This window comes from Streptomyces sp. SCSIO 75703, assembly GCF_036607905.1.
Taxonomy (GTDB): Bacteria; Actinomycetota; Actinomycetes; order Streptomycetales; family Streptomycetaceae; genus Streptomyces.
Genome location: NZ_CP144555.1, coordinates 5,172,034 through 5,199,021, shown reverse-complemented (window position 1 = coordinate 5,199,021; position 26,988 = coordinate 5,172,034). Strand labels below are relative to the sequence as shown.

The 26,988-nt window shown below is 74.5% G+C and carries 26 protein-coding genes; 3 read left to right on the top strand and 23 right to left on the bottom strand.

Annotation, left to right across the window (positions count from 1 at the left end):
• Positions 1 to 46 precede the first annotated feature (46 nt).
• Together VM636_RS22830 and VM636_RS22825 are read left to right on the top strand one after the other, a co-directional pair.
• The gene (locus VM636_RS22830; RefSeq protein WP_338485505.1) at positions 47 to 976 is read left to right on the top strand and encodes a rhomboid family intramembrane serine protease; all 930 of its coding nucleotides are present in this window, start codon (positions 47 to 49) and stop codon (positions 974 to 976) included.
• Complete coding sequence (locus VM636_RS22825) at positions 973 to 1,875, top strand: chitosanase (RefSeq protein ID WP_030417908.1); 903 nt, start codon at positions 973 to 975, stop codon at positions 1,873 to 1,875. Before VM636_RS22830 ends, VM636_RS22825 begins: the two co-directional genes overlap by 4 nt.
• Before the next feature lie 121 nt (positions 1,876 to 1,996).
• On the opposite strand, the gene VM636_RS22820 is transcribed toward VM636_RS22825, so the two are convergent.
• The 14 genes from VM636_RS22820 to hisI all read right to left on the bottom strand — a co-directional run bounded on the left by VM636_RS22820 (position 1,997) and on the right by hisI (position 18,744).
• Positions 1,997 to 3,460: a glutamate synthase subunit beta gene (locus VM636_RS22820; RefSeq protein WP_030417907.1), complete on the bottom strand. Its 1,464-nt coding sequence runs from the start codon at positions 3,458 to 3,460 to the stop codon at positions 1,997 to 1,999.
• A complete protein-coding gene (gene gltB / locus VM636_RS22815) occupies positions 3,453 to 8,048 on the bottom strand; it encodes a glutamate synthase large subunit (RefSeq protein ID WP_338485503.1) in 4,596 nt (1,531 codons plus the stop codon). The genes VM636_RS22820 and gltB overlap by 8 nt, the downstream gene beginning before the upstream one ends.
• A gap of 402 nt (positions 8,049 to 8,450) precedes the next feature.
• A complete protein-coding gene (locus VM636_RS22810) occupies positions 8,451 to 9,182 on the bottom strand; it encodes a VIT1/CCC1 transporter family protein (RefSeq protein ID WP_030417905.1) in 732 nt (243 codons plus the stop codon).
• A gap of 280 nt (positions 9,183 to 9,462) precedes the next feature.
• A complete protein-coding gene (gene lgt / locus VM636_RS22805) occupies positions 9,463 to 10,476 on the bottom strand; it encodes a prolipoprotein diacylglyceryl transferase (protein WP_338485501.1) in 1,014 nt (337 codons plus the stop codon).
• 111 nt (positions 10,477 to 10,587) lie between these two features.
• The gene (locus VM636_RS22800; RefSeq protein ID WP_338485499.1) at positions 10,588 to 11,361 is read right to left on the bottom strand and encodes a thioredoxin domain-containing protein; all 774 of its coding nucleotides are present in this window, start codon (positions 11,359 to 11,361) and stop codon (positions 10,588 to 10,590) included.
• An 85-nt stretch (positions 11,362 to 11,446) separates the two neighbouring features.
• Positions 11,447 to 12,262 (bottom strand): tryptophan synthase subunit alpha, encoded by an 816-nt coding sequence (gene trpA / locus VM636_RS22795; RefSeq protein ID WP_030417902.1) that lies wholly within the window; start codon positions 12,260 to 12,262, stop codon positions 11,447 to 11,449.
• The gene (gene trpB, locus VM636_RS22790; protein WP_030417901.1) at positions 12,259 to 13,545 is read right to left on the bottom strand and encodes a tryptophan synthase subunit beta; all 1,287 of its coding nucleotides are present in this window, start codon (positions 13,543 to 13,545) and stop codon (positions 12,259 to 12,261) included. The genes trpA and trpB overlap by 4 nt, the downstream gene beginning before the upstream one ends.
• A gap of 273 nt (positions 13,546 to 13,818) precedes the next feature.
• On the bottom strand, positions 13,819 to 14,007 hold the full coding sequence (locus VM636_RS22785; RefSeq protein ID WP_030417900.1) for a hypothetical protein: 189 nt from the start codon (positions 14,005 to 14,007) through the stop codon (positions 13,819 to 13,821).
• A gap of 6 nt (positions 14,008 to 14,013) precedes the next feature.
• A complete protein-coding gene (trpC, locus tag VM636_RS22780) occupies positions 14,014 to 14,823 on the bottom strand; it encodes an indole-3-glycerol phosphate synthase TrpC (protein ID WP_030417899.1) in 810 nt (269 codons plus the stop codon).
• 118 nt (positions 14,824 to 14,941) lie between these two features.
• On the bottom strand, positions 14,942 to 15,334 hold the full coding sequence (locus tag VM636_RS22775; RefSeq protein ID WP_338486429.1) for a DUF2752 domain-containing protein: 393 nt from the start codon (positions 15,332 to 15,334) through the stop codon (positions 14,942 to 14,944).
• Between the two features lie 324 nt (positions 15,335 to 15,658).
• Positions 15,659 to 15,901, bottom strand: a complete 243-nt coding sequence (locus VM636_RS22770) for an HGxxPAAW family protein (RefSeq protein WP_030417897.1) — start codon at positions 15,899 to 15,901, stop codon at positions 15,659 to 15,661.
• Positions 15,902 to 16,123: 222 nt separating this feature from the next.
• Complete coding sequence (locus tag VM636_RS22765; protein ID WP_030417896.1) at positions 16,124 to 16,765, bottom strand: TIGR02234 family membrane protein; 642 nt, start codon at positions 16,763 to 16,765, stop codon at positions 16,124 to 16,126.
• A 63-nt stretch (positions 16,766 to 16,828) separates the two neighbouring features.
• Positions 16,829 to 18,319, bottom strand: coding sequence for an anthranilate synthase component I (locus VM636_RS22760; protein WP_030417895.1), 1,491 nt, complete (start codon positions 18,317 to 18,319; stop codon positions 16,829 to 16,831).
• An 11-nt stretch (positions 18,320 to 18,330) separates the two neighbouring features.
• Positions 18,331 to 18,744 (bottom strand): phosphoribosyl-AMP cyclohydrolase, encoded by a 414-nt coding sequence (hisI, locus tag VM636_RS22755; RefSeq protein WP_338485495.1) that lies wholly within the window; start codon positions 18,742 to 18,744, stop codon positions 18,331 to 18,333.
• A gap of 81 nt (positions 18,745 to 18,825) precedes the next feature.
• On the opposite strand from hisI, the gene VM636_RS22750 reads away from it, so the two are divergent.
• Positions 18,826 to 19,461 (top strand): TIGR03085 family metal-binding protein, encoded by a 636-nt coding sequence (locus VM636_RS22750; RefSeq protein ID WP_030417893.1) that lies wholly within the window; start codon positions 18,826 to 18,828, stop codon positions 19,459 to 19,461.
• A 163-nt stretch (positions 19,462 to 19,624) separates the two neighbouring features.
• On the opposite strand, the gene VM636_RS22745 is transcribed toward VM636_RS22750, so the two are convergent.
• The 9 genes from VM636_RS22745 to hisD form a co-directional block, all read right to left on the bottom strand.
• On the bottom strand, positions 19,625 to 20,899 hold the full coding sequence (locus VM636_RS22745) for an MFS transporter (protein WP_107439801.1): 1,275 nt from the start codon (positions 20,897 to 20,899) through the stop codon (positions 19,625 to 19,627).
• 116 nt (positions 20,900 to 21,015) lie between these two features.
• A complete protein-coding gene (gene hisF, locus VM636_RS22740) occupies positions 21,016 to 21,771 on the bottom strand; it encodes an imidazole glycerol phosphate synthase subunit HisF (protein ID WP_053912613.1) in 756 nt (251 codons plus the stop codon).
• Positions 21,768 to 22,172 carry a RidA family protein gene (locus VM636_RS22735; RefSeq protein ID WP_030417890.1) on the bottom strand — a complete coding sequence of 135 codons (405 nt, stop codon included), beginning with the start codon at positions 22,170 to 22,172 and terminating at the stop codon, positions 21,768 to 21,770. The genes hisF and VM636_RS22735 overlap by 4 nt, the downstream gene beginning before the upstream one ends.
• Entirely contained in the window at positions 22,169 to 22,894 is a 726-nt protein-coding gene (gene priA, locus VM636_RS22730) for a bifunctional 1-(5-phosphoribosyl)-5-((5-phosphoribosylamino)methylideneamino)imidazole-4-carboxamide isomerase/phosphoribosylanthranilate isomerase PriA (protein ID WP_030417889.1), read from the bottom strand. Before priA ends, VM636_RS22735 begins: the two co-directional genes overlap by 4 nt.
• Before the next feature lie 2 nt (positions 22,895 to 22,896).
• Positions 22,897 to 23,577 carry an imidazole glycerol phosphate synthase subunit HisH gene (gene hisH, locus VM636_RS22725; RefSeq protein ID WP_051821136.1) on the bottom strand — a complete coding sequence of 227 codons (681 nt, stop codon included), beginning with the start codon at positions 23,575 to 23,577 and terminating at the stop codon, positions 22,897 to 22,899.
• Positions 23,574 to 23,738: a hypothetical protein gene (locus tag VM636_RS22720; RefSeq protein WP_030417887.1), complete on the bottom strand. Its 165-nt coding sequence runs from the start codon at positions 23,736 to 23,738 to the stop codon at positions 23,574 to 23,576. The genes hisH and VM636_RS22720 overlap by 4 nt, the downstream gene beginning before the upstream one ends.
• A gap of 3 nt (positions 23,739 to 23,741) precedes the next feature.
• Positions 23,742 to 24,344 (bottom strand): imidazoleglycerol-phosphate dehydratase HisB, encoded by a 603-nt coding sequence (gene hisB / locus VM636_RS22715; RefSeq protein ID WP_030417886.1) that lies wholly within the window; start codon positions 24,342 to 24,344, stop codon positions 23,742 to 23,744.
• Positions 24,341 to 25,465, bottom strand: a complete 1,125-nt coding sequence (locus VM636_RS22710) for a histidinol-phosphate transaminase (RefSeq protein ID WP_053912612.1) — start codon at positions 25,463 to 25,465, stop codon at positions 24,341 to 24,343. Before VM636_RS22710 ends, hisB begins: the two co-directional genes overlap by 4 nt.
• A complete protein-coding gene (hisD, locus tag VM636_RS22705; RefSeq protein ID WP_053912611.1) occupies positions 25,462 to 26,787 on the bottom strand; it encodes a histidinol dehydrogenase in 1,326 nt (441 codons plus the stop codon). The genes VM636_RS22710 and hisD overlap by 4 nt, the downstream gene beginning before the upstream one ends.
• Between the last annotated feature and the right edge of the window lie 201 nt (positions 26,788 to 26,988).

The window sequence follows — 26,988 nt, the reverse complement described above, 5'->3', positions numbered from 1 at the left end:
CGCACCCACCGGCTCACCGTCCGTCCCGCACCCGAGGAGCCGGCTCGTGGATTCCGAGTCCACCGTCCCCACCTGCTACCGCCACTCCGCGGTGGAGTGCCGGGTGCGCTGCGTGCGCTGCGACCGCTCCGTCTGCCCGGACTGCATGCGCGAGGCGGCCGTGGGACACCAGTGCCCGGACTGTGCGCGGGAAGGCGCGCGGCCGGTGCGCCAGGCTCGCACCCTGGTCGGCGGGCGCGTGTCGACGACGCCCGTGGTGACGTACGCGCTGATCGGCCTCAACCTGCTCGCCTACCTGGGCGAACTGGTGCGCCCGGGGATCGTGGACCGGTTCGCGCTGGTCGGCGCGCGGCTGGCAGGGCCGGACGGCGGCTGGTACGTCTACCGGGACCCCTTCCCGGAGGGTTTCCGGGCCGAGGGCGTCGTCACGGGCGAGTGGGAGCGGATGCTCACCGGGCCCTTCCTCCACCTGCCGCCCGCCGAGGGCGTGTTCGGCCTGCTCCACATCGCCATGAACATGGCCGCGCTGTGGCAGCTCGGGCGGGCCGTGGAGCCGATGCTCGGCCGGATCCGGCACGCGGTGCTCTACCTGCTCTCGGCGCTCGGCGGCTCCGTCCTCGTCCTGCTCCTCGACAACCCGGGGCAGGCCACGGTCGGCGCCTCGGGCGCGGTCTTCGGCCTCGCGGCCGCGTACTACGTCCTGGCCCGCCGCATCGGCGCCGACATGCGTCCGGTCAACCGCTTCATGGGCCTGTTGCTGCTGTGGCTGGTGGTGTCCGCCGGGATGACCTCCTGGCAGGGCCACCTCGGCGGGCTGCTGGCGGGCGGCGCGGTGGCGGCGGCGTACGCCCACGCGCCGCGGGACGGCCGCCGCACGGCCGTGCAGGCGGGGGCGTGCGTGGGACTGCTGCTCCTGCTGGCGGCGGCGTCGGCGATCAAGGTGTCCGTACTGACGGGTGGAGGTATCCCCCAGTGAAACGTGCCGGTGTGCTGCTCCTCGCGGCCCTCCCCGTGGTCGCCACGGGCGTCTACTTCGTGCTGCCGTCCGACGGCGCGAACGCGCCCGTGATGCCGCCCCCGGTCGCCGCGCAGTCGGCGCGCGCGGAGGCCAAGGACCGGGCGGAGCGGGAGCGGGAGGCGGACGACGCGGTGATCGCCGCCCTGCCGCCGGGGCTGGCCGCGCCGGACAAGAAGGAACTGGCGCAGAAGCTGGTGGCGAGCGCCGAGAACTCGACCACCGACTGGCGCACCTCGTACGGGAACATCGAGGACCACGGCGACGGCCAGGGCTACACGGCGGGCATCATCGGCTTCTGCACGGGCACCCACGACCTGCTCAACCTGGTGGAGCGCTACACCCGTTCCCACCCGGACAACGGGCTGGCCGCCTACCTGCCCGCCCTGCGCGAGGTCGACGGCACCGACTCGCACGAGGGCCTGGACCCCGGCTTCACCGAGGCGTGGCGGGCCGAGTCGGAGCTGCCGGAGTTCCGCGAGGCGCAGGAGTACGAGCGCGACCACGTGTACTTCGATCCGTCGGTGCGGCTGGCCAAGCTGGACGGCCTCGGCACGCTCGGCCAGTTCGTCTACTTCGACGCGATGGTCTTCCACGGCCCGGACCCCGACCCGAACGGTTTCTACGACCTGCGCGAGCGGGCCAGGAGGAAGGCGAGGACGCCCGCCGAGGGCGGTTCGGAGAAGACCTACCTGGACGCCTTCCTGGACGTCCGCCGCCAGGCGATGCGGGACAAGCGTCCGGGCGGCGACACGACCCGCGTCGACACCGCCCAGCGCCGCTTCCTGGCGGCGGGCAACCTCGGCCTGGACACGCCGCTGGAGTGGCGGGTGTACGGGGACCCCTACCGGGTGCCGTGAGCGCCGTGACGGCGCCCGCCCCAGGTCCGGTCGGGGACGGGGGCGGACACCGTCTGTGTTCCGTACGCCGTTGTACGGGACGCATCGGCGGCGGTCGAGCCGACCGCCGGCGCGCGCGGGCTCAGACGGCCAGCGCGCGGTCCGTGGGGCGGATCGGGGCCGGCAGGTCGCTGGCCCCGGTCAGGAAGCGGTCCGCGGCACGGGCCGCGGAACGGCCCTCCGCGATCGCCCAGACGATGAGCGACTGGCCGCGGCCGGCGTCACCGGCGACGAACACACCCGGCACACCCGTCTGGAAGTCGGCGTCCCGGGCGATGTTACCCCGTGCGTCCAGCTCCAGTCCGAACTGTTCGACCAGACCGTTCTCCCGGTCGGTGCCGGTGAATCCGAGGGCGAGCGTGACGAGCTGGGCCGGGATCTTCCGCTCGGTGCCCGGCTTCGGCGCGAAGCCGCCGCCGTCCCGCTCGGCCTCGGTCAGGTGCAGCCACTGGACGTTGCCGTCCTCGTCGCCCTCGAAGCGGGTGGTGGCGACGGCGTAGACCCGCTCGCCGCCCTCCTCGTGGGCCGAGGTGACCTTGTAGAGCAACGGGAAGGTCGGCCACGGCTGGGTGAGCGGGTCCCGCTCCCGGCCGGGCCGGGGCATGATCTCCAGTTGGGTGACGGAGGCGGCGCCCTGGCGGTGGGCGGTGCCCACGCAGTCGGCGCCCGTGTCGCCGCCGCCGATGACGACGACGTGCTTGCCCTCGGCGGTGACCGGCGGGGTGACGTGGTCGCCCTCCTGCACCTTGTTGGCCGGCAGCAGGTACTCCATCGCCTGGTGGACGCCCCGCAGTTCGCGGCCGGGCAGCGGCAGCTCGCGCGGGGTGGTGGCGCCGACCGCGAGGACGACGGCGTCGTGGCGCTTGCGCAGGCCGGCGGCGCTCAGGTCGCGGCCGACCTCGATCCCGGTGCGGAAGCGGGTGCCCTCGGCCCGCATCTGCTCGATACGGCGGTTGATGTGCCGCTTCTCCATCTTGAACTCCGGGATGCCGTAGCGCAGCAGGCCGCCGACGCGGTCGGCGCGCTCGTAGACGGCGACCGTGTGGCCGGCCCGGGTGAGCTGCTGGGCGGCGGCGAGCCCGGCGGGGCCCGAGCCGACCACCGCGACGGTCTTGCCGGAGAGCCGTTCGGGGACGCGCGGGGCGATGGCGCCGCTCTCCCAGGCCCGGTCGGCGATGGAGACCTCGACGTTCTTGATGGTGACCGGCGCCCGGCCGATGCCGAGCACGCACGCCGACTCGCAGGGGGCCGGGCAGAGCCGGCCGGTGAACTCGGGGAAGTTGTTGGTGGCGTGCAGCCGCTCGGAGGCCGCCGCCCAGTCCCCGCGCCAGACGTAGTCGTTCCACTCGGGGATGAGGTTCCCGAGCGGGCAGCCCTGGTGGCAGAACGGGATGCCGCAGTCCATGCACCGGCCCGCCTGCCGGCCGACGACCGGCAGCAGGGCGCCGGGCACGGGGACCTCGTTCCAGTCGCCGAGGCGTTCCTCGACCGGACGGGACGCGGCCGTCTCGCGGCCGTGGTGGAGAAAGCCCTTCGGGTCAGCCATGGACCGCCGCCTCCATCATCTTCTCGGTGATCTCGGTCTCGGGGAGACCGGCCCGCTCGGCGGCGTCCTTGGCGGCGAGCACTGCCTTGTACGTGGTGGGGATGATCTTGCTGAAGCGTTCCGCGGCGGCCGGCCAGTCGGCGAGCAGCCGCGCCGCGACCGTGGAGCCGGTCTCCTCGGCGTGGCGGCGCACCACCTCGTGCAGCCACCGCCGGTCGGCGTCGTCGAGCGGTTCGACGGCGCCCCGGTTGCCGGGGTTGACGTCGGCGGGGTCGAGGTCGACGACGTAGGCGGTGCCGCCGGACATGCCGGCCGCGAAGTTGCGCCCGGTCTCGCCGAGGACGACCGCGTGGCCGCCCGTCATGTACTCGCAGCCGTGGTCGCCGACGCCCTCGGAGACGACCAGGGCGCCGGAGTTGCGGACGCAGAAGCGTTCGCCGGTCCGGCCGCGCAGGAACATCTCGCCGCCGGTGGCGCCGTAGCCGAGGGTGTTGCCGGCGATGACGCTGTACTCGGCGAGGTGGTCGGCGCCGCGGTCCGGGCGGACCACGATCCGGCCGCCGGACAGGCCCTTGCCGACGTAGTCGTTGGCGTCCCCCTCCAGGCGCAGCGTGATGCCGCGCGGCAGGAAGGCGCCGAAGGACTGGCCGGCCGAGCCGGTGAAGGTGAGGTCGACGGTGTCGTCGGGCAGTCCGGCGCCGCCGAAGCGGCGGGTGACCTCGTGGCCGAGCATGGTGCCGACGGTGCGGTGGACGTTGCGGATGGCGACCCGGGCGCGGACCGGGGCCGCCTCGGCGGCGGTGGGCGCGGAGAGGGCGTCGGCGGCGAGCCGGATCAGCTCGTTGTCGAGGGCCTTCTCCAGCCCGTGGTCCTGTCCGGTCACCTGGTGGCGGACGGCGCCCGCGGGCAGGTCGGGCACGTGCAGCAGCGGCGCGAGGTCCAGTCCGCGGGCCTTCCAGTGGTCGACGGCGCGGGTGACGTCGAGGACCTCGGCGTGGCCGACGGCCTCCCGGACGGAGCGGAACCCGAGCCCGGCGAGGAGTTCGCGGACCTCCTCGGCGACGAACCGGAAGAAGTTCTCCACGTACTCGGCCTGTCCGGAGAACCGCTCCCTGAGGACCGGGTTCTGGGTGGCGATGCCGACCGGGCAGGTGTCCAGGTGGCAGACGCGCATCATGACGCAGCCGGAGACGACCAGCGGCGCGGTGGCGAAGCCGAACTCCTCGGCGCCGAGCAGCGCGGCGACGACCACGTCCCGGCCGGTCTTGAGCTGGCCGTCGGTCTGCACGACGATGCGGTCGCGCAGGCCGTTGAGGAGGAGGGTCTGCTGCGTCTCGGCGAGGCCCAGCTCCCAGGGGCCGCCCGCGTGCTTGAGCGAGGTGAGCGGGGAGGCCCCGGTGCCGCCGTCGTGGCCGGAGACCAGCACCACGTCGGCGTGGGCCTTGGAGACGCCGGCGGCGACGGTGCCGACGCCGACCTCGGAGACCAGCTTCACGTGGACACGCGCGGCCGGGTTGGCGTTCTTCAGGTCGTGGATGAGCTGGGCCAGGTCCTCGATGGAGTAGATGTCGTGGTGCGGGGGCGGCGAGATGAGGCCGACGCCGGGCGTGCTGTGCCGGGTCCTCGCCACCCAGGGGTACACCTTGGGGCCGGGGAGCTGGCCGCCCTCGCCGGGCTTGGCGCCCTGGGCCATCTTGATCTGGATGTCGTCGGCGTTGACCAGGTACTCGGAGGTGACGCCGAAGCGGCCGGAGGCGACCTGCTTGATCGCGGAGCGGCGGGCCGGGTCGTACAGGCGCTCCGGGTCCTCGCCGCCCTCCCCGGTGTTGGACTTGCCGCCCAGCCGGTTCATGGCCACGGCGAGCGTCTCGTGCGCCTCGCGGGAGATGGAGCCGTAGGACATGGCGCCGGTGGAGAAGCGCTGGACGATCTCGGAGACCGGCTCGACCTCGTCCAGCGGGACCGGCTCGCGTCCGGAGGCGAAGCCGAAGAGGCCGCGCAGCGTCATCAGGCGCTCGGACTGCTCGTCGACGCGCGCGGTGTACTGCTTGAAGACCTCGTAGCGGCCGGTGCGCGTGGAGTGCTGGAGGCGGAAGACCGTCTCCGGGTCGAAGAGGTGCGGTTCGCCCTCGCGCCGCCACTGGTACTCGCCGCCGATCTCCAGCGTGCGGTGGGCGGGGGCGATGCCGGAGGCCGGGTACGCCTTGGCGTGGCGGGCGGCGACCTCCGCGGCGATCACGTCGATGCCCACGCCGCCGATCTTGGTGGCGGTGCCGTCGAAGTACGCGGCGACGAAGTCCCGGTCCAGGCCGACGGCCTCGAAGACCTGGGCGCCGCGGTAGGAGGCGACGGTGGAGATGCCCATCTTGGACATCACCTTCAGGACGCCCTTGCCGAGGGCGCGGATGAGGTTGCGGATGGCCGGCTCGGGGTCGGTGTCCCGCAGGAAGGTCCCGGCCCGGACCAGGTCCTCGACGGACTCCATGGCCAGGTACGGGTTGACGGCGGCGGCGCCGTAGCCGATGAGCAGCGCGACGTGGTGGACCTCGCGGACGTCGCCGGCCTCGACCAGCAGGCCCACCTGGGTGCGCCGGCGGGTGCGGATGAGGTGGTGGTGGACGGCGGCGGTGAGCAGCAGCGAGGGGATCGGGGCGTGCTCGGCGTCGGAGTGCCGGTCGGAGAGGACGATCAGGCGGGCGCCGTTGCCGATGGCGGCGTCGGCCTCGGCGCAGATCTCCTCGATCCGGGCGGCGAGCGCGTCGCCGCCGCCGTGCACCCGGTAGAGCCCGGAGAGGGTGGCGGCCTTGAAGCCGGCCATGTCGCCGTCGGCGTTGATGTGGATGAGCTTGGCCAGCTCGTCGTTGTCGATCACCGGGAAGGGCAGGACGACGCTGCGGCAGGAGGCGGCCGTGGGCTCCAGCAGGTTGCCCTGGGGGCCGAGGGAGCTGCGCAGCGAGGTGACCAGTTCCTCGCGGATGGCGTCCAGCGGCGGGTTGGTGACCTGTGCGAAGAGCTGGGTGAAGTAGTCGAAGAGCAGCCGCGGGCGCGCGGACAGCACCGCGATGGGCGTGTCGGTGCCCATGGAGCCGATGGGCTCGGCGCCGGTGGCGGCCATCGGGGCGAGGAGGACGCGCAGTTCCTCCTCCGTGTAGCCGAAGGTCTGCTGGCGGCGGGTGACCGAGGCGTGGGTGTGGACGACGTGCTCGCGCTCGGGCAGGTCGCCGAGGTCGATCTCGCCGGCCCGGAGCCACTCGGCGTAGGGCTGCTCGGCGGCGAGGCGCGCCTTGATCTCGTCGTCCTCGACGATGCGGTGCTCGGCGGTGTCGACGAGGAACATGCGGCCGGGCTGGAGGCGGCCCTTGCGGACGACGCGGGCGGGGTCGATGTCGAGGACGCCGACCTCGGAGCCGAGGACGACGAGGCCGTCGTCGGTGACCCAGTAGCGGCCGGGGCGCAGCCCGTTGCGGTCGAGGACGGCACCGGCCTGGACGCCGTCGGTGAAAGTGACGCAGGCGGGGCCGTCCCAGGGCTCCATCATCGTGGAGTGGTACTGGTAGAAGGCCCGCCGGGCCGGGTCCATGGCGTCGTGGTTCTCCCACGCCTCCGGGATCATCATCAGCACGGCGTGCGGCAGCGGCCGGCCGCCCAGGTGCAGCAGTTCGAGGACCTCGTCGAAGGAGGCGGAGTCGGAGGCGTCCGGGGTGCAGACCGGGAAGATCCGCTCCAGGCGGTCGGCGGGGCCGAAGAGGGCGGAGGCGAGCTGGGACTCACGGGCGCGCATCCAGTTGCGGTTGCCCCGGACCGTGTTGATCTCGCCGTTGTGGGCGACGAACCGGTACGGGTGGGCGAGCGGCCAGGACGGGAACGTGTTGGTGGAGAACCGGGAGTGGACCAGGGCGATCGCGCTGGCGAAGCGGCGGTCGGAGAGGTCCGGGAAGAACGGTTCGAGCTGGCCGGTGGTGAGCATGCCCTTGTAGACCACGGTCCGCGCGGACAGCGAGGGGAAGTAGACGCCGGCCTCGCGTTCGGCGCGCTTGCGCAGGACGAAGGCCCGGCGGTCCAGGACGATGCCCGCGCTGGTGCCGTCGGCGACGAAGAGCTGGCGGAGGACGGGCAGGGTGGAGCGGGCGGCGGCGCCGAGGAGCTGCGGGGCGACGGGCACGTCACGCCAGCCGAGGACGGTCAGGCCCTCCTCCGCCGCGATCGCCTCGATCCGCGCGACGGCGTCCGCGGTGTCCCCCTCGGGCAGGAAGGCGGTGCCGACGGCGTACTGCCCGGCGCCGGGCAGGGGGAAGCCGGTCACCTCGCGGAAGAAGGCGTCCGGGACCTGGCAGAGGATGCCCGCGCCGTCGCCCGAGTCGGGCTCGGAGCCGGTCGCGCCGCGGTGCTCCAGGTTGCGCAGGACGGTGAGGGCCTGCTCGACGAGGGTGTGGGAGGGCTCGCCGGTGAGGGTGGCGACGAACCCGACGCCGCAGGCGTCGTGCTCGTAGGAGGGGTCGTACAGGCCCCGGGGGGCGGGGCGGGGGTCCGTGGACGGCCGGCGGCGGCCCTCCTCGGGATGCTGGCACGGCTGACGCGGCATACGCATCGGCTCTCCCGTCGTCGTCATGTGGCAGGTGGGGTGCCGAGGGACGACGCTGGCCCTCTGCTGAGGTCGGAAAAGGGGGTGCAGATTACATGATGAAACGCTTCTCGGGCATCGGGGCACCCGGTTCCACCATGCGGATGACGGGGCCGCGGCACGGGGGCCGTGCCCGGGGGCGGAAGCCCTGGGAGGCCGGGAGTGCGCATCGATGCCCCTCGGCCCGGAGCGAAGCGGGCGCCGTCGCCCGCCTCGCGGTCACGCGGCAGGCATCGTCGTCCGCAGCGCGTACGGCTCATGCCCGGACCGCCCCCGCCCGAAACCGGCGGATGACGCCCATCTGAGCGGCGGAACGCTCCGGGGCGGGCACCGGACCTGCCGGCACCCGCCCCGGGAGGGACCGCGCGATCAGCCGACGGCGGTCCCGAACAGGCTGCCCAGCGCGTACGTCACCCCGGCCGCGGCGCCGCCCAGCAGGAGCTGGCGCAGTCCGCTGTACCACCAGGTGCGCGCGGTCACCCTGGCCACCACCGCGCCGCACAGGAAGAGCCCGGCCAGCGCGGTCAGCACCGCGGGCCACAGCGAGGCGGCGCCGAGCAGGTAGGGCAGGACGGGCAGCAGGGCGCCCAGCGCGAAGGAGCCGAACGAGGAGACGGCCGCCACCGTCGGCGAGGGCAGGTCGCCGGGGGCGACGCCCAGCTCCTCGCGGGCGTGGATCTCCAGGGCCTGCTCCGGGTCGCGGGACATCTGCCGGGCGACCTCGCTCGCCAGCTCGGGTTCGACGCCGCGGGAGACGTAGAGGGCGGCCAGCTCCGCCTCCTCGTCCTTCGGGTGCTTGCGCAGCTCGCGGCGCTCGACGGCCAGCTCGGCCTCGACCAGCTCACGCTGGGAGGCGACGGAGGTGTACTCGCCGGCGGCCATCGAGAAGGCGCCGGCGGCCAGGCCCGCCAGCCCGGTGAGGATGACGACCTGCCGGTCCAGGGCGCCGCCCGCGACACCGGTCATCAGGGCGAGGTTGGACACCAGGCCGTCCATCGCGCCGAAGACGGCGGGGCGCAGCCAGCCGCCGTTGACGTCGCGGTGGGTGTGGTTGTCGCGGTGGGCCTCGTGCAGCGCCGCCTCGTTGTCGATGATCGCCATCTCCGCTCCCCCAAGTTAGACACATTCCATATTTCGACATCTCCCAATCTACGTGTCTTCGCGTGGCCCTGCCAGCAAGGAAAGGCTGGGCTTACCTGCGGTTTCACCGTTCTCACACCGGCCTGTGCGCCGCGCCACACGCCGGACGGCGGCCCCCGGCGGGCCCCGGACCGCCGGCGCACCGGGGCGGCACGATGCACGAACACGACAACGCCCGAGGGCGCCCGGAGTCTTCCGGGCGCCCTCGGGCGTGGTGCGGTGCGGCCGTCGGGCCGGTCGGTCAGCCCTTCTTCGCCGGGCCGGCCCCGTTCTTCTCCGGGGCCCGCTCCGCGGCCTTCGCGGCCTTCGCGGTCTTCGTCGCCTTCGCGGCCTTCCCGCCGGACGCGGCGTCCTCGGCGTCCTCGGCGTCCTCGGCGGCCTCGGCGGCCTCGGCGGCCTTCCCGTCCGCGTCGTCGCCGGACCCCTCGCCGAGCGCCTCCGCGCCAGGCTCGACCACGGCCTCCCGGCCGGGGCGCGTCCGCGCGGAGACCACCATGTAGGCCACGGCGAGCAGGAAGACCAGGAGCGCCGTCCAGTTGTTCAGCCGCAGGCCCAGCAGGTGGTGGGCGTCGTCGACGCGCATGTACTCGATCCAGAAGCGGCCCGCGCAGTACGCGGCGACGTACAGCGCGAAGGCCCGGCCGTGGCCCAGCCGGAAGCGGCGGTCCGCCCAGACGACCAGCAGGGCGACGCCCACGCACCACAGCGACTCGTACAGGAACGTCGGGTGGTAGGTGCCCGGCGTCCGGCCGTCGGCGGAGGAGGTGATCTCCACCGCCCAGGGCAGGTCGGTGGCGCGGCCGTACAGCTCCTGGTTGAACCAGTTGCCCCAGCGTCCGACGGCCTGGGCGAGGGCGATGCCCGGGGCGACGGCGTCGGCGTAGGCGGGCATGGGGATGCCGCGGCGCCGGGCGCCGATCCAGGCACCCAGCGCCCCGAGCGCGATCGCGCCCCAGATGCCGAGGCCGCCCTCCCACACCTTGAAGGCGTCCACCCAGTCACGGCCCTCACCGAAGTAGAGCTGGTAGTCCGTGATCACGTGGTAGAGCCGTCCGCCGACCAGGCCGAAGGGAACGGCCCAGATCGCGATGTCGGCGACCGTGCCGGCCCGCCCGCCACGGGCGACCCAGCGCTTGTTGCCGAGCCAGACGGCGAGGAAGACGCCGATGATGATGCAGAAGGCGTAGCCGCGCAGCGGGACGGGACCGAGGTACAGCACCCCGCGCGACGGGCTGGGAATGAAGGCAAGTTCCATGGCAGGGTCGACGCTACCGTGTCGGACGGGGACCGTGCCGGGCAGCCCGGCTACGGGTCCGTAACGGGCCGGTGTCCCGCGTCCGGGCGGTGGCGGGCCCGCCCGCGTCCCCTACCGGTCGGCGTCCAGCACCATCTGCTTCAGCTTGGCCGGGGTCATGGAGCGGTCCTGGTAGATGTTCTCCCCATTCAGCAGGACGGTGGGGGTGCCGCTGAAGCCGCCGTTCTGGAAGGCCTTGTTGGACTTGCCCACCCAGCCGTTGTGCGTGCCGTCCTTGACGCAGCTCCGGAACCCGGGCGTGTCGAGCCCGTCCACCGTGCCCGCGAGCTTGATCAGCGTGCCGGTGTCGGCGAAGGCGTCGTCCGTCTCCGGAGGCTGGTTGTCGAAGAGCACGTCGTGGTACTGCGGGAACTTGCCCGCGTCCTGGGCGCAGGCCGCCGCGTTGGCCGACTCGCGGGAGCCGGTGCCGCCCATGTTGCCGTCGATGATCGTCGCCAGGTGGTACTCGACCTTGAGCTTCCCGGCCCCGGTCAGCTCCTGGATCGTGGAACGGTACGCCTGCTCGAAGCCCTGGCAGGCCGGACAGCGGAAGTCCTCCCAGACGGTGAGCGTCGACGGCGCGCTCTCGGGCCCGGCCGGGAGGGCGAGACTGTCCTTGCCCAGCGCCCCCGAGGGCGCCACCACCGGGCCGGCCGACGCGCTCCCGTCGCCCTTGCCCACGTTCGCGGCGACCACGCCGACCGCGGCGGCGAGGCCGAGGACGCCGACGACGGTCGCGCCGACGATCAGGCCGCGGCGGCGCTTGTCCCGGGACTTCTGCTTCTCGCGCTCGGCCGCCAGTCGCTGGCGGGCGGTGCGCTTTCCGTCTTGGTTCTTCTCGCTCACACCCCGCAGAACGAACCGGGGAGGCGCCCAGCGCCTCCCCGGCCCCAGGTCCACCCGTAAGAGGGACCCGTCCGACAGGTGAGCGTCAGCCCCGTGCGCGGACGCCCTTCGCCAGTTCGCCGGCGAGCGCGCGCACGTCCCGCACGCCGGTGGCGGCGTCCGGGGCGTCGAGCATCCGCTTGACGAACGCCGAGCCGACGATGACGCCGTCGGCGAAGCGGGCGACCTCGGCGGCCTGCTCGGCGTCGGAGACGCCGAGGCCGACGCAGACCGGCAGGTCGGTGGTGGCGCGGGTGCGCCGGACCAGGTCCTCGGCCTCGGAGCCGACGGACTCGCGGGTGCCGGTGACGCCCATGAGGGAGGCGGCGTAGACGAAGCCGCTGCCCACCGCGGTGATCTCGGCGAGCCGCGCGTCCCGGCTGCTGGGCGCGACCACGAAGACCGTGGCCAGCCCGTGCTTGCCGGCGTGCTCCCTCCAGTGCGCCGACTCCTGGACCGGCAGGTCGGGCAGGATGCACCCGGCACCGCCGGCCTCGGCCAGCTCGGCGGCGAAGCGCTCGACACCGTAGCGGTCGACCGGGTTCCAGTACGTCATGACGAGGATCGGCTTGCCCGTGGCCCGGTGGACCTCGCGGACCGTGCGCAGCACGTCCGCGATCCGCACCCCGCCGCGCAGGGCGATGTCGTCGGCGGTCTGGATGACCGGCCCGTCCAGCACCGGGTCGCTGTGCGGGAGGCCGACCTCGACGACGTCGGCGCCGCCCTCCAGCACGGCCTTCATCGCCTCGATACCGCCGTCCACGGTCGGGAACCCGGCCGGGAGGTAGGCGACGAGGGCGGAGCGGCCCTCCGCGCGGGCCCCGGCGAGGGTCTCCTCCAGCAGTCGCACGTTGCCGCTCACTTGGCGTCCCCCTCGATCTCGGCGGTGCCGCCGGCCTCGTCGGCGGCGACCTCGGCGTCGGTGTCGTACAGCCCGAAGTAGCGGGCGGCGGTGTCCATGTCCTTGTCGCCGCGGCCGGAGAGGTTGACCACGATCAGCCCGTCCGGGCCCAGTTCGCGGCCGACCTCCAGGGCGCCGGCCAGCGCGTGGGCGCTCTCGATGGCCGGGATGACGCCCTCGGTGCGCGAGAGCAGGCGCAGGGCCTGCATCGCCGCGTCGTCGGTGACCGCGCGGTACTCGCCGCGGCCGGTGTCCTTGAGGTAGGAGTGCTCGGGGCCGATGCCGGGGTAGTCCAGGCCGGCCGAGATCGAGTAGGGCTCGGTGATCTGGCCCTCCTCGTCCTGGAGCACGTAGGAGCGCGAGCCGTGCAGGATGCCGGGCTCGCCCGCGGTCAGGGTGGCCGCGTGCTCGCCGCTGTCCAGGCCGTGCCCGGCCGGCTCGCAGCCGATCAGGCGCACCGAGGCGTCGGGGAGGAAGGCGTGGAAGAGGCCGATGGCGTTGGAGCCGCCGCCCACGCAGGCGATCGCGGCGTCCGGGAGGCGGCCGGCCCGCTCCAGGATCTGGCGCCGGGCCTCGACGCCGATGACGCGGTGGAAGTCGCGGACCATGCCCGGGAAGGGGTGGGGTCCGGCGACGGTGCCGAAGAGGTAGTGGGTGCGGTCGACGTTGGCGACCCAGTCGCGGAACGCCTCGTTGATGGCGTCCTTGAGGGTGCGGCTGCCGGACTTCACGGCGACGACCTCGGCGCCGAGCATCCGCATCCGGGCCACGTTCAGCGCCTGCCGCCGGGTGTCGACCTCGCCCATGTAGATGGTGCAGTCGAGGCCGAAGAGGGCGCAGGCGGTGGCGGTGGCGACGCCGTGCTGGCCGGCGCCGGTCTCGGCGATGACCCGGGTCTTGCCCATGCGCTTGGTCAGCAGGGCCTGGCCGAGCACATTGTTGATCTTGTGGGAGCCGGTGTGGTTCAGGTCCTCGCGCTTGAGGAAGATCCGGGCGCCGCCCGCGTGCCCGGCGAACCGGGGCACCTCGGTCAGGGCGCTGGGCCGGCCGGTGTAGTGGGCCAGCAGGTCGTCGAGTTCGCGGGCGAACTCGGGGTCGGCCTTGGCCTTGTCGTAGGCGACGGCGACCTCGTCCACGGCGGCGACGAGCGCCTCCGGGATGAACTTGCCGCCGAACGCGCCGAAGTACCCCTCGGCGCTGGGCACCTGGCCCTCGGGGTCGGGAATGAAGAACTCGCTGGGCATGCGGAAACCTCACGGTGTGGGTGGTGTGCGCTGATCGCCGTGGGGCGTGGGGTGTGGACCGGCCGCGGGCCGCGGCCGGCCGTCGCGCGGTTCCCCGCGCCCCGGGGTCCGTCGGATCATGCCCCGGCCGCGCTCCGGCAGCCGGGTGCGCCGCGCGGCGCCCGGGTACCGGCGCGTCGGCGCCGGCCCCGCGCCGCACGGCGGGGGCCGCCGGACCGGATCAGCCGCGGCGGAATGCCGCGGCGGGCTCGGGCCCGATCGGGACGGAGGACCTCACTGGGGGCGCTGCCATCGCCGCCCGTTGACCTGGCCGGGCTCGGCTCCGATGGCGTAGCGCACCCGGCGGCCGTGGACGCGGCGCGCGGGGGCCCGGCAGCCGCGCGGGCGGCAGCCCCGGGCCAGGTGCGCGTACGCGTCCCCGGCCACCGGGGTGATCGGGAGCGCCGTCGGGGCCGGGCCCATCGCCGGTCAGCCCCGTCCGTGCCGCAGCGCGGGGTGCTCGCCGGCGGCCACCAGGTCGGAGACGGCGGTCTTCGGGTCGCGCCCGGTGACGAGGGACTCGCCGACCAGGACGGCGTCGGCGCCCTCGTTGGCGTAGGCGATGAGGTCGTGCGGGCCGCGGACGCCGGACTCGGCGACCTTGACGATGCCCGCCGGGATCTCGGGGGCGACGCGCTCGAAGGTGCCGCGGTCGACCGTGAGGGTCTTCAGGTTGCGCGCGTTGACGCCGATCACCTTGGCGCCGGCGGCGACCGCGCGCTCGACCTCCTCCTCGTCGTGGACCTCGACGAGGGGGGTGAGGCCGATGGACTCGGCCCGCTCCACCAGCGACTCCAGGGCCGGCTGGTCGAGGGCGGCGACGATCAGCAGCACCAGGTCGGCGCCGTGCGCGCGGGCCTCCCAGAGCTGGTACGAGGTGACGACGAAGTCCTTGCGCAGGACCGGGACGTCCACGCGGGCCCGGACGGCGTCCAGGTCGGCCAGCGAGCCGCCGAAGCGGCGCTCCTCGGTGAGGACGGAGATGACGGAGGCGCCGCCCGCCTCGTAGTCGGCGGCGAGGGCGGCCGGGTCGGCGATGGCGGCCAGCGCGCCCTTGGACGGGCTGGAGCGCTTGACCTCGCAGATGACCTTGACCGCGTCGCCGCGCAGGGCGCTCACCCCGTCCAGGGCGGGGCGTGCCGTGGCCGCGCGCTCCTTGAGCTCGTCGAGGCTGACGCGCGCCTGCCGCTCCGCGAGGTCGGCACGGACTCCGTCGATGATCTCGTCGAGCACACTCACGCGAGCGGCCCCCTTTCAGACGGCGGAAACCTTGGGTCCCTGTGATGGTATCCGCAGCCGGGCCGAGGACCGGCATCCGGTCCTCGCCGGTCCCACTACCTGGACATTCCTCCGGTGATCAAGGCAGGAGCCAGCCACCGAAGGACAGGTTCCGGACAACGCCGAAGACCAGCAGCAACGTGCCCAGGGCCCACAGGTGCGCCGTGCCGAGCGCGAGGCGGAAGGGGCGTCCGCGCACCGTGCGGACCACCCAGACGGTCCACAGCACGGCGAAGCCGGCGTAGGCGAGGACGGCGAGCGCGTTGGCGTGCAGGGCGGCCGGGAGGTCGCCGTGGACGACGGCGTGGGCGCTGCGCAGCCCGCCGCATCCGGGGCAGTAGACGCCGGTGACGCGGAGCAGGGGGCAGACGGGGTAGTGGCCGGGTTCGTTGGGGTCGACGGCGCCCACGTAGGCGAAGGCCCCGGCGACGGCGGCCAGCACCCCGGCCGGTACGGCCAGCCGGGCGAGCAGGCCGCGCGGGCCGGTGCCCGGGGCGTGGCCCGGCGGGTTCGGGTGGTCCGGGGGGCCGGGGGGAAGGGCGTGGCCCGGCGGGCCCGGCGGGTGGCCGGGACGCGGCGGCGCCGCGGCCCCGGGGTGCGGCGGGGCGACGGTCGGGTGCTGCGCCGGCGTGCGGCTCTCGGCGTCCACGCCCGCATTCTGCCCGGCGCCCTCCCCGGGCGCACCCGAGGGGCGTCCGTCCGCGCGGGGCGGGGGCGCGCACAGGCGAGGGGCGGTCCCGGCGCCGTGACGGCCGGTCCGCCCCTTCGGGTCGCGCGGCCCGCCCGCGCGGGGGGATCAGCCCTTGGCGCCGGCCGTCTCGGGGGTGCGGTTGGCCGGGTGGTCGTGCTTCGGCTGGCCGAGGCCCATCATCCGCATGATGCCGCCCACGACGGCGCCGAGGAGCACGATGCCGATGCTGATCCAGAAGCCCACCGGCTCGGCCATCACCATGAACATGCCCGCGACGCAGAAACCGATGAAGGCGATGATGACACCGGTCCAGGCGGCCGGGGTGTGACCGTGGCTGCTGCCCGCCATTGCTTGCTCCTCGTTGCTGTGTACGTGTCTGAGCAGGATGCTCGTACCCATTGTCCCGCACGGGCGCACGCGCCGTGAGCGGGGGTGCTCCTCCGCGCGCCCCGGTCCGCCCCGGGCCCGCCGGGCACGCCGGTGGCCCGCCGGTGCCCCGCCCCGGCGCGGGCGTTGGGGCGGGACCGGCGTGCGGGGCGTGTGCGCGGGCGCGGCGCGGCGTACGGGGTCTCAGGCGCCGGTCGGGTCCTCGCCCCGGTCGAGCGCCTTCCACAGGTCCTCGGGGCGGTCCGGGTCGACGCGCGGGACGGCGCGCCGGGGCCGGGCGGCGCCGCCGCGCTCGTAGCGGCCGGACATGGCGGGCCACAGCCGGCCGAAGCGCAGCGCGAGCAGTCCGGCGAGGAGCAGCAGGGTCCCGCCGACGGCGGCGGCGTAGGGCCAGGCCGTGTGGGTGAGCGCGTCGACGGTCGCGGAGGTGTCGCCGGCGGCCCGTGCGGCCTTCTCGTCGAGCGCGGAGGCGTCGAAGGCGCCGGACAGGGCCGCGGCGACGGTGCCGGCGCCGGAGAGCGCGAGCAGCGTGGCGACGGCGAGGCGGCCCGCGCGGCGCACGGCGAAGACGGCGACGAGGGCGGCGAGGCCCACGACGGCGAGGGCGGCGGGGACGCCCGTGACGTCGCTGCCCTTGGCGGTGAGGGGGAAGGCGCCGCCGGCCACGGTGGCGGTGCCCTCCGACCACGTCTGCCGGGTGGCGAGCAGGGCGACGGCCGCGCCGAGCGCGCCGCTCAGCAGGGCGGCGGCGAGGCTCCGGCGCCCGCTGCGGGCGGGGGCGGCGGCGGGGGCGGGGGAAGGGGGTACGGCAGTCACGTACTCCACTATCACCCGGACCCCGGGCGCGATGGCACCCGGGGTTCCGTGCGGCGGGCGTGAGAAAGCTCCCTACCGGCCGAGCCGGTTGGCCGTGTGCACCGCCCGGAGCACCGCGGCGGCCTTGTTGCGGCACTCGGTGTCCTCGGCGACCGGGTCGGAGTCGGCGACCACGCCGGCGCCCGCCTGGACGTAGGCGGTGCCGTCGCGCAGCAGGGCGGTGCGGATGGCGATGGCCGTGTCGGAGTCCCCGGCGAAGTCGAGGTAGCCGACGCAGCCGCCGTACAGGCCGCGCCGGGCGGGTTCGAGTTCGTCGATGATCTGCAGGGCGCGCGGCTTGGGGGCCCCGGAGAGGGTGCCGGCCGGGAAGCAGGCGGTGAGGACGTCGAAGGCGGTCCGGCCCTCGGCCACCCGGCCGGTGACGGTGGAGACGATGTGCATGACGTGCGAGTACCGCTCGACGGACATGAAGTCGACGACCTCGACCGAGCCGGGTTCGCAGACCCGCCCCAGGTCGTTGCGGCCCAGGTCGACGAGCATCAGGTGCTCGGCGCGCTCCTTGGGGTCGGCGAGGAGTTCGTCGGCCAGGGCCTGGTCCTCCCGCGGGGTGGCGCCGCGGTGCCGGGTGCCGGCGATGGGGTGGACCAGCGCCCGGCCGTCCTCGACCTTGACCAGGGCCTCGGGCGAGGAGCCGACGACGTCGAAGCCGTCGAAGCGGAACAGGTACATGTACGGGGACGGGTTGGTGGCGCGCAGCACCCGGTAGACGTCGAGGGCGCTCGCCGTGCACGGGGTCTCGAACCGCTGGGAGGGGACGACCTGGAACGCCTCTCCGGCGCGGATGCGCTCCTTGATGTCCTCGACGGCCGCCTGGAAGTCGGCGCCGCCCCAGCGGGCGGTGTACTCGGGCAGTTCGGAGGGCGGCAGCGCGGCCGGGGGCTGGGCGACGGCGCGGGTGAGGTCGGCCTCCATCGCGTCCAGGCGGGCCACGGCGTCGGCGTACGCCTCGTCGACGCCGGTGGACAGGTCGTTGTGGTTGATCGCGTTGGCGATCAGCAGGACCGAGCCCTCCCAGTGGTCCATGACGGCGAGGTCGCTGGTGAGCAGCATGGTCAGCTCGGGCAGCCGCAGGTCGTCCCGCTCCCCCGGGCCGACCTTCTCCAGCCGGCGCACGATGTCGTAGCCGAGGTAGCCGACCATGCCGCCGGTGAAGGGCGGCAGGCCGAGGTCGTGGGCGAGGTCGCGCGGGGTGTGCAGGGTCTCCACGGTGGCCCGCAGGGCGGCGAGCGGGTCGCCGCCGGTGGGGACGCCGACGGGCGGGGTGCCCTGCCAGTGGGCCTGTCCGCCGCGTTCGGTGAGGGTGGCGGCGCTGCGGACGCCCACGAAGGAGTACCGGGACCAGGACCGCCCGTTCTCGGCGGATTCGAGGAGGAAGGTGCCGGGGCGTTCGGCGGCGAGCTTGCGGTAGAGCGCGACCGGCGTGTCGCCGTCGGCGAGGAGCTTGCGGGTGACCGGGACGACCCGGCGGTCGCCGGCGAGCTTGCGGAAGGTGTCGAGGTCCATGGCGGCCGACCCTACTGATCCGCGGCGGCGGGACCGGCGTGCGTGCCGCCGTCCGGCCGGGCGTCGAGGAGGACGTCGGCGTCGAAGCAGGTGCGGGCGCCGGTGTGGCAGGCGGCGCCGACCTGGTCGACCCGGACCAGGACGGTGTCCGCGTCGCAGTCGAGGGCGACGGACTTGACCCACTGGACGTGCCCGGAGGTGTCGCCCTTGACCCAGTACTCCCCGCGGCTGCGCGACCAGTAGGTGCAGCGGCCCGTGGTCAGCGTGCGGTGCAGGGCCTCGTCGTCCATCCAGCCGAGCATGAGCACCTCGCCGGTGTCGTACTGCTGGGCGATGGCGGGCAGGAGGCCGTCGGGGCCGCGCTTGAGGCGCGCGGCGATCTCCGGGGCGAGCGGGCTGGGCCGCCGGGGGAAGCTGCTGGTCATGGGGCCATTGTGCCGCGCCCGTCCCGCGCGCCCCGGCGCCGTCCACTGGGCGGACCCGGGCGGCGGTCGTAGGCTGGGCGCATGTCGACTTTCGCCAAGCGTGAACGACTTCTGCTGGCCGACCTGTTGGAGACGGCGGGCCCGGACGCCCCGACGCTGTGCGAGGGCTGGCGGACGCGGGATCTCGCCGTGCACGTGGTGGTGCGCGAGCGGCGGCCCGACGCGGCGGGCGGTGCCCTGGTCAAGCCGCTGGCCGCCCGGCTGGACCGGGTGAGCGAGGAGTACCGGGCGCGGCCGTACGCGGAGCTGATCCGGCTGGTCCGCAGCGGTCCGCCGCGGTTCTCGCCGTTCTCGCTCAAGCAGGTCGACGAGGCGGCGAACACGGTGGAGTTCTACGTCCACGCCGAGGACGTGCGCCGGGCCCAGCCGCAGTGGTCGCCGCGCGAGCTGGACCCCGTCTTCCAGGACGCGCTGTGGTCGCGGCTGGAGAAGGTGGCGCGGCTGATGGGCCGCGGCATCCCGACCGGGCTGGTGCTGCGCCGCCCCAACGGCCAGACGGCCGTCGCCCACCGCGGCACGCCGGTGGTGACGGCGACCGGCGAGCCGTCGGAGCTGCTGCTCTTCTCCTCCGGACGGCAGAGCGCGGCGACGGTGGAGCTGGCGGGCGACGAGGACGCGATCGCCCGGCTGCGGGAGTCGAGGCGGCTCGGCATCTGACGGGCGCCGCCGCGGCGGTACGGCCGGGCGTACGGGTCCGTCACCCGGCCGGGCGGCCCGTACGGCGTGCCCGGGTCCCCGCGGGCGCCCGCCCCGGCGCTCGGGAGGGCGGCCCGCGCCCGGCGACGGGCCGCGCGCTCTCGGCCACCGGCCCCGGCCCGCCCTACCCCGGCAGTTCGGCCCGTCGCAGGGCCGGGGCGCACAGGACGACGACGCCGCCGAGCCCGCAGACCGCGGCGCTGACGGCGAAGACCGGGCCGGTGCCCCACAGGCCGATGGCGGCGGCGGACAGCGGCATGCCCAGCGGGGCGACGCCCAGGCTGACAAGGCCGCCGACCGCGGTGACGCGGCCCAGGTAGGCCGGGTCCGACTGGGTCTGGAGCAGGGCCCCGCACAGCGCGCCGCTGAGCCCGGCGAGCAGCCCGACCAGGAGCGCGACGCCGACGGCGACGGGCAGGCCGGGCGCGTGCGCCAGCGCCCCGATGGCGGCGGCGCCCGGGATGATCGCGCCCGCGACGGCGTACCCGGCGCGCGGCACGCGCCCCCGGACGGCCAGCAGCAGGGCGGCGGCGCCCGCTCCCGCCCCGAAGCCGCCCAGCACCCAGCCCATGCCGGAGGCGCCCCAGCCGCGTTCGTCGGCGAGGAGGGCGAGCCCCACGTTCAGCGGGCCGGCGAAGCCGAGGTCGCCGAGGGCGATGGCCAGCATGAGCGGTCCGAGGACGCGGTGCCGGCGGACGTAGACCAGTCCGGCCCGCAGGTCCCGCCAGGCGGTGCCGCCCGGCCCGGCACCGGCGTCGGCACCGGCGTCGGCGTCGGCGTCGGGCGGCGGCAGGGGGCGCATCCGTACGGAGACCAGCAGCGGGACGGAGAGCGCGATCAGCAGTCCGGCGCAGGCGAAGGCCGCCGCCGCGCCGCCGGCCGCCACGGCGAGGCCGCCGAGCGGGGCACCGACGACCGAGGCGATGCGGACGGCGAGACCGCGCATCCCCTGGACGCGGGCGAGCTGGTCCTTGCCGGTGATACGGGGCGGCAGGGCGCCGACGGCGGGCAGGAAGAGCGCGTCCACCGTGCCGAAGACGACCGCGAGCAGGGCGAGCGCCCACAGCCCGGGGTCGGCCGCCCACAGCAGCGCGGCGACGGTGAGGACGGCCACGCAGCGCACCGCGTCGCTGCCGATGACGACCCGGCGCGGTCCCAGCCGGTCGACGATCACCCCGCCGCCGAGCATGAGCAGCGCCCGGGGCGCCGCGCCCACCGCCATGACCAGTCCGGCCTGGGCCGGGCTGCCGTGGCGCACGGCGGCCCAGGCCAGGGCCAGGAAGAAGACGGTGTCGCCCAGCATGGAGGCGGTGTAGGCGGCGACCCAGCGCAGGACGTTGGCGTCGCGGTGGGCGGGCCGGGCGGCGGGGGCCGCCGGGGCGGTCAGCGTGTCCGGCACGGACGCGGTCCTCTCAGACACGGGACGGGTGCGCGTACGGGGCGCACCCGTACGGGCACGGAGCGGGCCCCGGCCGGTTCCGCGGCCGGGGCCCGTGGTGCGGGCGGGGGGAGGTCCTAGCGGACCGGGTGGCCCGCCTCGCGCAGGGCTTCCTTGACCTGGCCGATGCGCAGGTCGCCGAAGTGGAAGACGGAGGCGGCGAGGACCGCGTCCGCGCCCGCGGCGACGGCCGGCGGGAAGTCGGCGAGCCTGCCGGCGCCGCCGGAGGCGATGACCGGGACGGAGACGTGCTCGCGCACGGCCGCGATCATCTCCAGGTCGTAGCCGTCCTTGGTGCCGTCGGCGTCCATCGAGTTGAGCAGGATCTCGCCGGCGCCCAGTTCGGCGGCGCGGTGCGCCCACTCCACCGCGTCGATGCCGGTGCCGCGGCGGCCGCCGTGGGTGGTCACCTCGAAGGTGCCCGCCTCGGTGCGCCGGGCGTCGACCGACAGGACGAGGACCTGCCGGCCGAAACGTTCGGCGATCTCGCGGATCAGGTCGGGGCGGCCGATGGCGGCCGTGTTGACGCCCACCTTGTCCGCGCCGGAGCGCAGCAGCCGGTCGACGTCGTCGGCGGTGCGCACGCCGCCGCCGACGGTGAGCGGGATGAAGACCTGCTCGGCGGTGCGGCGCACCACGTCGTAGGTGGTCTCGCGGTCGCCGGAGGAGGCGGTGATGTCCAGGAAGGTCAGCTCGTCGGCGCCCTCGGCGTCGTAGACCTTCGCCATCTCGACCGGGTCGCCCGCGTCGCGCAGGTTCCGGAAGTTGACCCCCTTGACGACCCGGCCGTTGTCGACGTCCAGGCAGGGGATGACTCGGACCGCCAGGGTCATGGGTTCACGGCTCCTCTGAATGCTTCGACTTCCACCGACACCAGGATCCGCGAGTCGACGAAGCCCTCCACGACCAGCAGGGTCGTGGCCGGGCGCACGGAGTCGAACAGCTCCTTGTGGGCGCGGCCCACCTCGTCGACGTCGCGGGCGTGTGCCAGGTACAGGCGGGTGCGGATCACGGCGTCGATGCCGAGTCCGAACCCGCCGATCGCCTCGACCGCGGTGGTGAAGGCCACCTTGGTCTGCTCGTACGGGTCGCCCTCGCCGTAGAGCACGGCGCCCCGGAAGGCCGTGGTGCCGGCCACCAGGACGCGGTCGCCCGCCGCGACGGCACGCGCGAAACCGAAGGACTCCTCCCAGGGGCTTCCGCCCTGCACGCGCCGTACGGCCTCGGACGTCATCGGGACACAGCCTCCAGGGCCTCTTCCAGGGTGAACGCCTTCGCGTACAGGGCCTTCCCGACGATGGCGCCCTCGACACCCAGGGGGACGAGTGCGGCGATGGCACGCAGGTCGTCGAGGGAGGAGACGCCGCCGGAGGCGACGACGGGGCGGTCGGTGGCCGCGCAGACGTTCCTCAGCAGTTCCAGGTTGGGGCCCTGGAGGGTGCCGTCCTTGGCGATGTCGGTGACGACGTAGCGGGCGCAGCCCTCCTTGTCGAGGCGCTCCAGCGTCTCGTAGAGGTCGCCGCCGTCGCGGGTCCAGCCGCGTCCGCGCAGGGTGGTGCCTCGGACGTCGAGGCCGACGGCGATCCGGTCGCCGTGCTCGGCGATGATCCGGGCCACCCATTCGGGGGTCTCCAGGGCGGCGGTGCCGAGGTTGACGCGGGTGCAGCCGGTGGCGAGGGCGGCGGCGAGGGTGTCGTCGTCGCGGATGCCGCCGGACAGTTCGACCTTGATGTCCATCGCCCCGGCGACCTCGGCGATCAGCTCACGGTTGTCGCCGGTGCCGAAGGCGGCGTCCAGGTCGACGAGGTGCAGCCACTCGGCGCCGGAGCGCTGCCAGGCCAGGGCCGCGTCCAGCGGGGAGCCGTACGAGGTCTCGGTGCCGGACTCGCCGTGCACGAGGCGGACGGCCTGGCCGTCGCGGACGTCGACGGCGGGGAGGAGTTCGAGCGTGCTCATCTCTACAGGGTCTCGATCCAGTTGGTGAGGAGCTGGGCTCCGGCGTCGCCGGACTTCTCGGGGTGGAACTGGGTGGCCCACAGGGCGCCGTTCTCCACGGCGGCGACGAAGGGCTCGCCGTGGGTGGTCCAGGCGACCCGCGGGGCGGCGAAGGCGGGGTTGTGCGTCTCCAGCGTCCAGTCGTGGACGGCGTAGGAGTGCACGAAGTAGAAGCGGGCACCGGCGTCCACGCCGGCGAAGAGCCGGGAGCCGGCGGGCGCCTCGACCGTGTTCCAGCCCATGTGGGGCACCACGCCGGCGCGCAGCGGTCCGACCGTGCCGGGCCACTCGTCCAGGCCCTCGGTCTCCTCGCCGTGCTCGATGCCGCGGGCGAACAGCACCTGCATGCCGACGCAGATGCCGAGGACCGGGCGTCCCCCGGCCAGCCGGCGGTCGACGACCCAGTCGCCGCGCGCCTCCTTCAGCCCGCGCATGCAGGCGGCGAAGGCGCCGACGCCGGGGACGAGGAGCCCGTCGGCGTTCATGGCCGCGTCGAAGTCACGGGTGATCTCGACGTCGGCGCCCGCGCGGGCGAGGGCGCGCTCGGCGGAGCGGACGTTGCCGAAGCCGTAGTCGAAGACGACCACCCTCTTCGCCGTCCTCGCGGTGCCCGCGCGGGGCGCGGGCGTCGCGGCGGTGCTCAATTCCACACCTCCAGGCGCAGCGCGCCGGCGAACAGGCACATCCCGGCGCCGATGGACAGCAGCACGATGAGCCCCTTGGGCATCTTCTGCCGGGCGAAGGAGATGACCCCGCCGAGGAAGAAGAGGCCCACGACGATCAGGGCGGTGGACGAACCGTTCATGGCTTACAGGGCGCCCTTCGTGGACGGGATGATGCCCTCCGCGCGCGGGTCCCGCTCGCACGCGTAGCGCAGGGCCCGCGCCAGCGCCTTGAACTGGCATTCCACGATGTGGTGCGCGTTGCGCCCGTAGGGCACGTGCACGTGCAGCGCGATCTGCGCCTGGGCGACGAAGGACTCCAGGATGTGCCGGGTCATCGTGGTGTCGTACTCGCCGATCATCGGCGCCATCTTCTCGGGCTCGGTGTGCACGAGGTAGGGGCGGCCGGACAGGTCGACGGTGACCTGGGCGAGCGACTCGTCCAGGGGGACGGTGCAGTTGCCGAAGCGGTAGATGCCCGCCTTGTCGCCGAGGGCCTGCCGGAAGGCGCCGCCCAGCGCGAGGGCGGTGTCCTCGATGGTGTGGTGGGAGTCGATGTGCAGGTCGCCCTCGGTCTTGACGGTCAGGTCGAAGAGCCCGTGGCGGCCGATCTGGTCCAGCATGTGGTCGTAGAAGCCCACGCCGGTGGAGATCTCCGTGCGGCCGGTGCCGTCGAGGTCGATCTCGACGAGGACCGAGGTCTCCTTGGTGGTGCGTTCGATTCTTCCGGTGCGACCCTCGCGAGTCATGCGCTCTGCTCCTTCTTCAGTTCACGGACCGCGTCGAGGAACGCGTCGTTCTCCTGCGGGGTGCCGGCGGTCACCCGCAGCCACCCCGGTACGCCGTTGTCCCGGACCAGGACGCCCCGGTCGAGGATCTTCCGCCAGACGCCGTGCGCGTCGTCGAACCTGCCGAACTGGACGAAGTTCGCGTCGGACTCCGTCACCTCGTAGCCGAGGGCGCGCAGTTCGGTGACGAGCCGGTCCCGTTCGGTCTTGAGCCGCTCGACGTACCGCAGCAGGGTGCCGGTGTGCTCCAGGGCGGCCAGCGCGGTCGCCTGGGTCACGGCCGACAGGTGGTACGGCAACCGTACGAGCTGGACGGCGTCGACGACCGCGGGGTGCGCGGCGAGGTAGCCGAGCCGCAGGCCCGCGGCGCCGAACGCCTTCGACATGGTGCGGGAGACGACCAGGTGGGGCCGTCCCTCCAGCAGTGGCAGCAGCGAGCCGCCGTGGCTGAACTCCACGTACGCCTCGTCGACGACCACCATGGACGGCCCGGCGGCCTGCGCGGCCTCGTACAGGGCGAGGACGGTCTCGGCCGGGACCGAGTTGCCGGTCGGGTTGTTGGGCGTGGTGACGAAGACGACGTCCGGGCGGTGCTCGGCGATCGCGCGCTCGGCGGCGGGCACGTCGATGGTGAAGTCCTCGCGGCGCGGGCCGGAGATCCAGCCCGTGCCGGTGCCGCGGGCGATCAGCGCGTGCATGGAGTACGAGGGCTCGAAGCCGATCGCGGTGCGCCCCGGGCCGCCGAAGGTCTGGAGCAGTTGCTGGATGACCTCGTTGGAGCCGTTGGCCGCCCAGACCTCGGCGAGGCCGACCCGGTGGCCGGTGGTCTCGGTGAGGTAGGCGGCGAGCCGGGTGCGCAGCTCGACCGCGTCCCGGTCGGGGTAGCGGTTGAGGCCGCGGGCGGCCTCCCGGACCCGCTCGGTGATCCGCTCGACCAGTTCCTCGGGGAGCGGGTAGGGGTTCTCGTTGGTGTTCAGCCGTACGGGCACGTCCAGTTGGGGTGCGCCGTAGGGGGACTTGCCCCGCAGCTCCGCGCGGACGGGGAGGGTGTCCCAGGGGGTCGGGGGTGTGGTGCCGGTCACGTGCCGTCGGGTACCTTCCACTCGAACCGTGCCTTGACCGCCGCGCCGTGCGCGGGCAGGTCCTCCGCCTCCGCCAGGGTCACCACGTGGTGGGCGACCTCGGCGAGCGCGTCCTTCGTGTAGTCGACGACGTGGATGCCGCGCAGGAAGGACTGGACGGAGAGCCCGGAGGAGTGGCAGGCGCACCCTCCGGTGGGCAGGACGTGGTTGGAGCCGGCCGCGTAGTCGCCGAGGGAGACCGGGGACCAGGGGCCGACGAAGATCGCGCCGGCGTTGCGGACCCGGTCGGCGACCGCGGCGGCGTCGGCGGTCTGGACCTCCAGGTGTTCGGCGCCGTAGGCGTCGACCACGCGCAGGCCCTCCTCCACCCCGTCGACCAGGACGATCGCGGACTGGCGGCCGGCCAGCGCCGGGCGGATGCGGTCCTCGACGTGCTTGGTGGCCTCGACCTGCGGGACCAGTTCCCTCTCGACCGCGTCGGCGAGCCGGGGGGAGTCGGTGACCAGGACGGCCGCCGCGAGCGGGTCGTGCTCGGCCTGGCTGATCAGGTCGGAGGCCAGGTGCGCCGGGTCGGCGGTGTCGTCGGCGAGGATCGCGATCTCGGTGGGGCCGGCCTCGGCGTCGATGCCGATGCGGCCGGTGAAGTAGCGCTTGGCGGCGGCGACCCAGATGTTGCCGGGGCCGGTGACCATGTCGGCGGGCGGGCAGGACTCGGTGCCGTACGCGAACATGGCGACGGCGGTGGCGCCGCCGGCCGCGTACACCTCGTCGACGCCGAGCAGGGCGCAGGCGGCGAGGATGGTCGGGTGGGGCAGGCCGCCGAACTCCGCCTGGGGGGGCGAGGCGAGCGCGATCGACTCGACGCCGGCCTCCTGGGCGGGCACGGCGTTCATCACCACGGAGGACGGGTAGACCGACCGGCCGCCGGGGGCGTAGAGGCCGACCCGGCGCACCGGCACCCACTTCTCGGTGACCGTGCCGCCGGGCACGACCTGGGTGGTGCGGGTCTCGCGGCGCTGGGCGCGGTGGACGAGCCGGACGCGGCGGATCGACTCCTCCAGGGCCGCGCGGACGGCCGGGTCGAGGCCGTCGAGGGCGCGGGCGAGGGCCTCGGCGGGGACCCGGACCCGGTCCAGGGTGACACCGTCGAACCGCTCGGCGAAGTCGATCAGCGCCGCGTCGCCCCGATGATGCACGGCCTCGCAGATCGGGCGCACCTTCTCCAGGGCGGCCTCGACGTCGAAGTCGGCACGGGGCAGCAGGTCGCGCAGGGCGGGTCCCTCGGGCAGGGCGTCGCCGCGCAGATCGATTCGGGAGATCACGGAACCAATTCTCTCAGACCCGCGTCGCGGGCCGGTCCCGCGTATCAGTGGCTGATACGGAACGCCACCGCCGGTCGCGTTCCGTCGCCCGTGCGCGCGCGTCACGAAAGTCCGCCCTCACGTTGAGTGTTCGACCGGTCACGCAGCGGGCATGAACCGGGGAACGAGGGCACCGACTCGCCAGTAGCCGGGGAGGGAGTG

Bases quoted from the DNA above. Each gene is read 5' to 3' on its own strand.
- gltB (WP_338485503.1), bottom strand. From the start codon at position 8,048: ATGCGTATGCCGCGTCAGCCGTGCCAGCATCCCGAGGAGGGCCGCCGC.
- hisF (WP_053912613.1), bottom strand. From the start codon at position 21,771: ATGACCCTGGCGGTCCGAGTCATCCCCTGCCTGGACGTCGACAACGGC.
- priA (WP_030417889.1), bottom strand. From the start codon at position 22,894: ATGAGCACGCTCGAACTCCTCCCCGCCGTCGACGTCCGCGACGGCCAG.
- VM636_RS22785 (WP_030417900.1), bottom strand. From the start codon at position 14,007: ATGGGCCCGGCCCCGACGGCGCTCCCGATCACCCCGGTGGCCGGGGAC.
- VM636_RS22810 (WP_030417905.1), bottom strand. From the start codon at position 9,182: ATGGCGATCATCGACAACGAGGCGGCGCTGCACGAGGCCCACCGCGAC.
- hisB (WP_030417886.1), bottom strand. From the start codon at position 24,344: ATGACTCGCGAGGGTCGCACCGGAAGAATCGAACGCACCACCAAGGAG.
- VM636_RS22820 (WP_030417907.1), bottom strand. From the start codon at position 3,460: ATGGCTGACCCGAAGGGCTTTCTCCACCACGGCCGCGAGACGGCCGCG.
- hisI (WP_338485495.1), bottom strand. From the start codon at position 18,744: ATGACCAGCAGCTTCCCCCGGCGGCCCAGCCCGCTCGCCCCGGAGATC.
- lgt (WP_338485501.1), bottom strand. From the start codon at position 10,476: ATGGAACTTGCCTTCATTCCCAGCCCGTCGCGCGGGGTGCTGTACCTC.
- VM636_RS22760 (WP_030417895.1), bottom strand. From the start codon at position 18,319: ATGGACCTCGACACCTTCCGCAAGCTCGCCGGCGACCGCCGGGTCGTC.
- VM636_RS22770 (WP_030417897.1), bottom strand. From the start codon at position 15,901: ATGGCGGGCAGCAGCCACGGTCACACCCCGGCCGCCTGGACCGGTGTC.
- trpB (WP_030417901.1), bottom strand. From the start codon at position 13,545: ATGCCCAGCGAGTTCTTCATTCCCGACCCCGAGGGCCAGGTGCCCAGC.
- VM636_RS22720 (WP_030417887.1), bottom strand. From the start codon at position 23,738: ATGAACGGTTCGTCCACCGCCCTGATCGTCGTGGGCCTCTTCTTCCTC.
- VM636_RS22735 (WP_030417890.1), bottom strand. From the start codon at position 22,172: ATGACGTCCGAGGCCGTACGGCGCGTGCAGGGCGGAAGCCCCTGGGAG.
- VM636_RS22750 (WP_030417893.1), top strand. From the start codon at position 18,826: ATGTCGACTTTCGCCAAGCGTGAACGACTTCTGCTGGCCGACCTGTTG.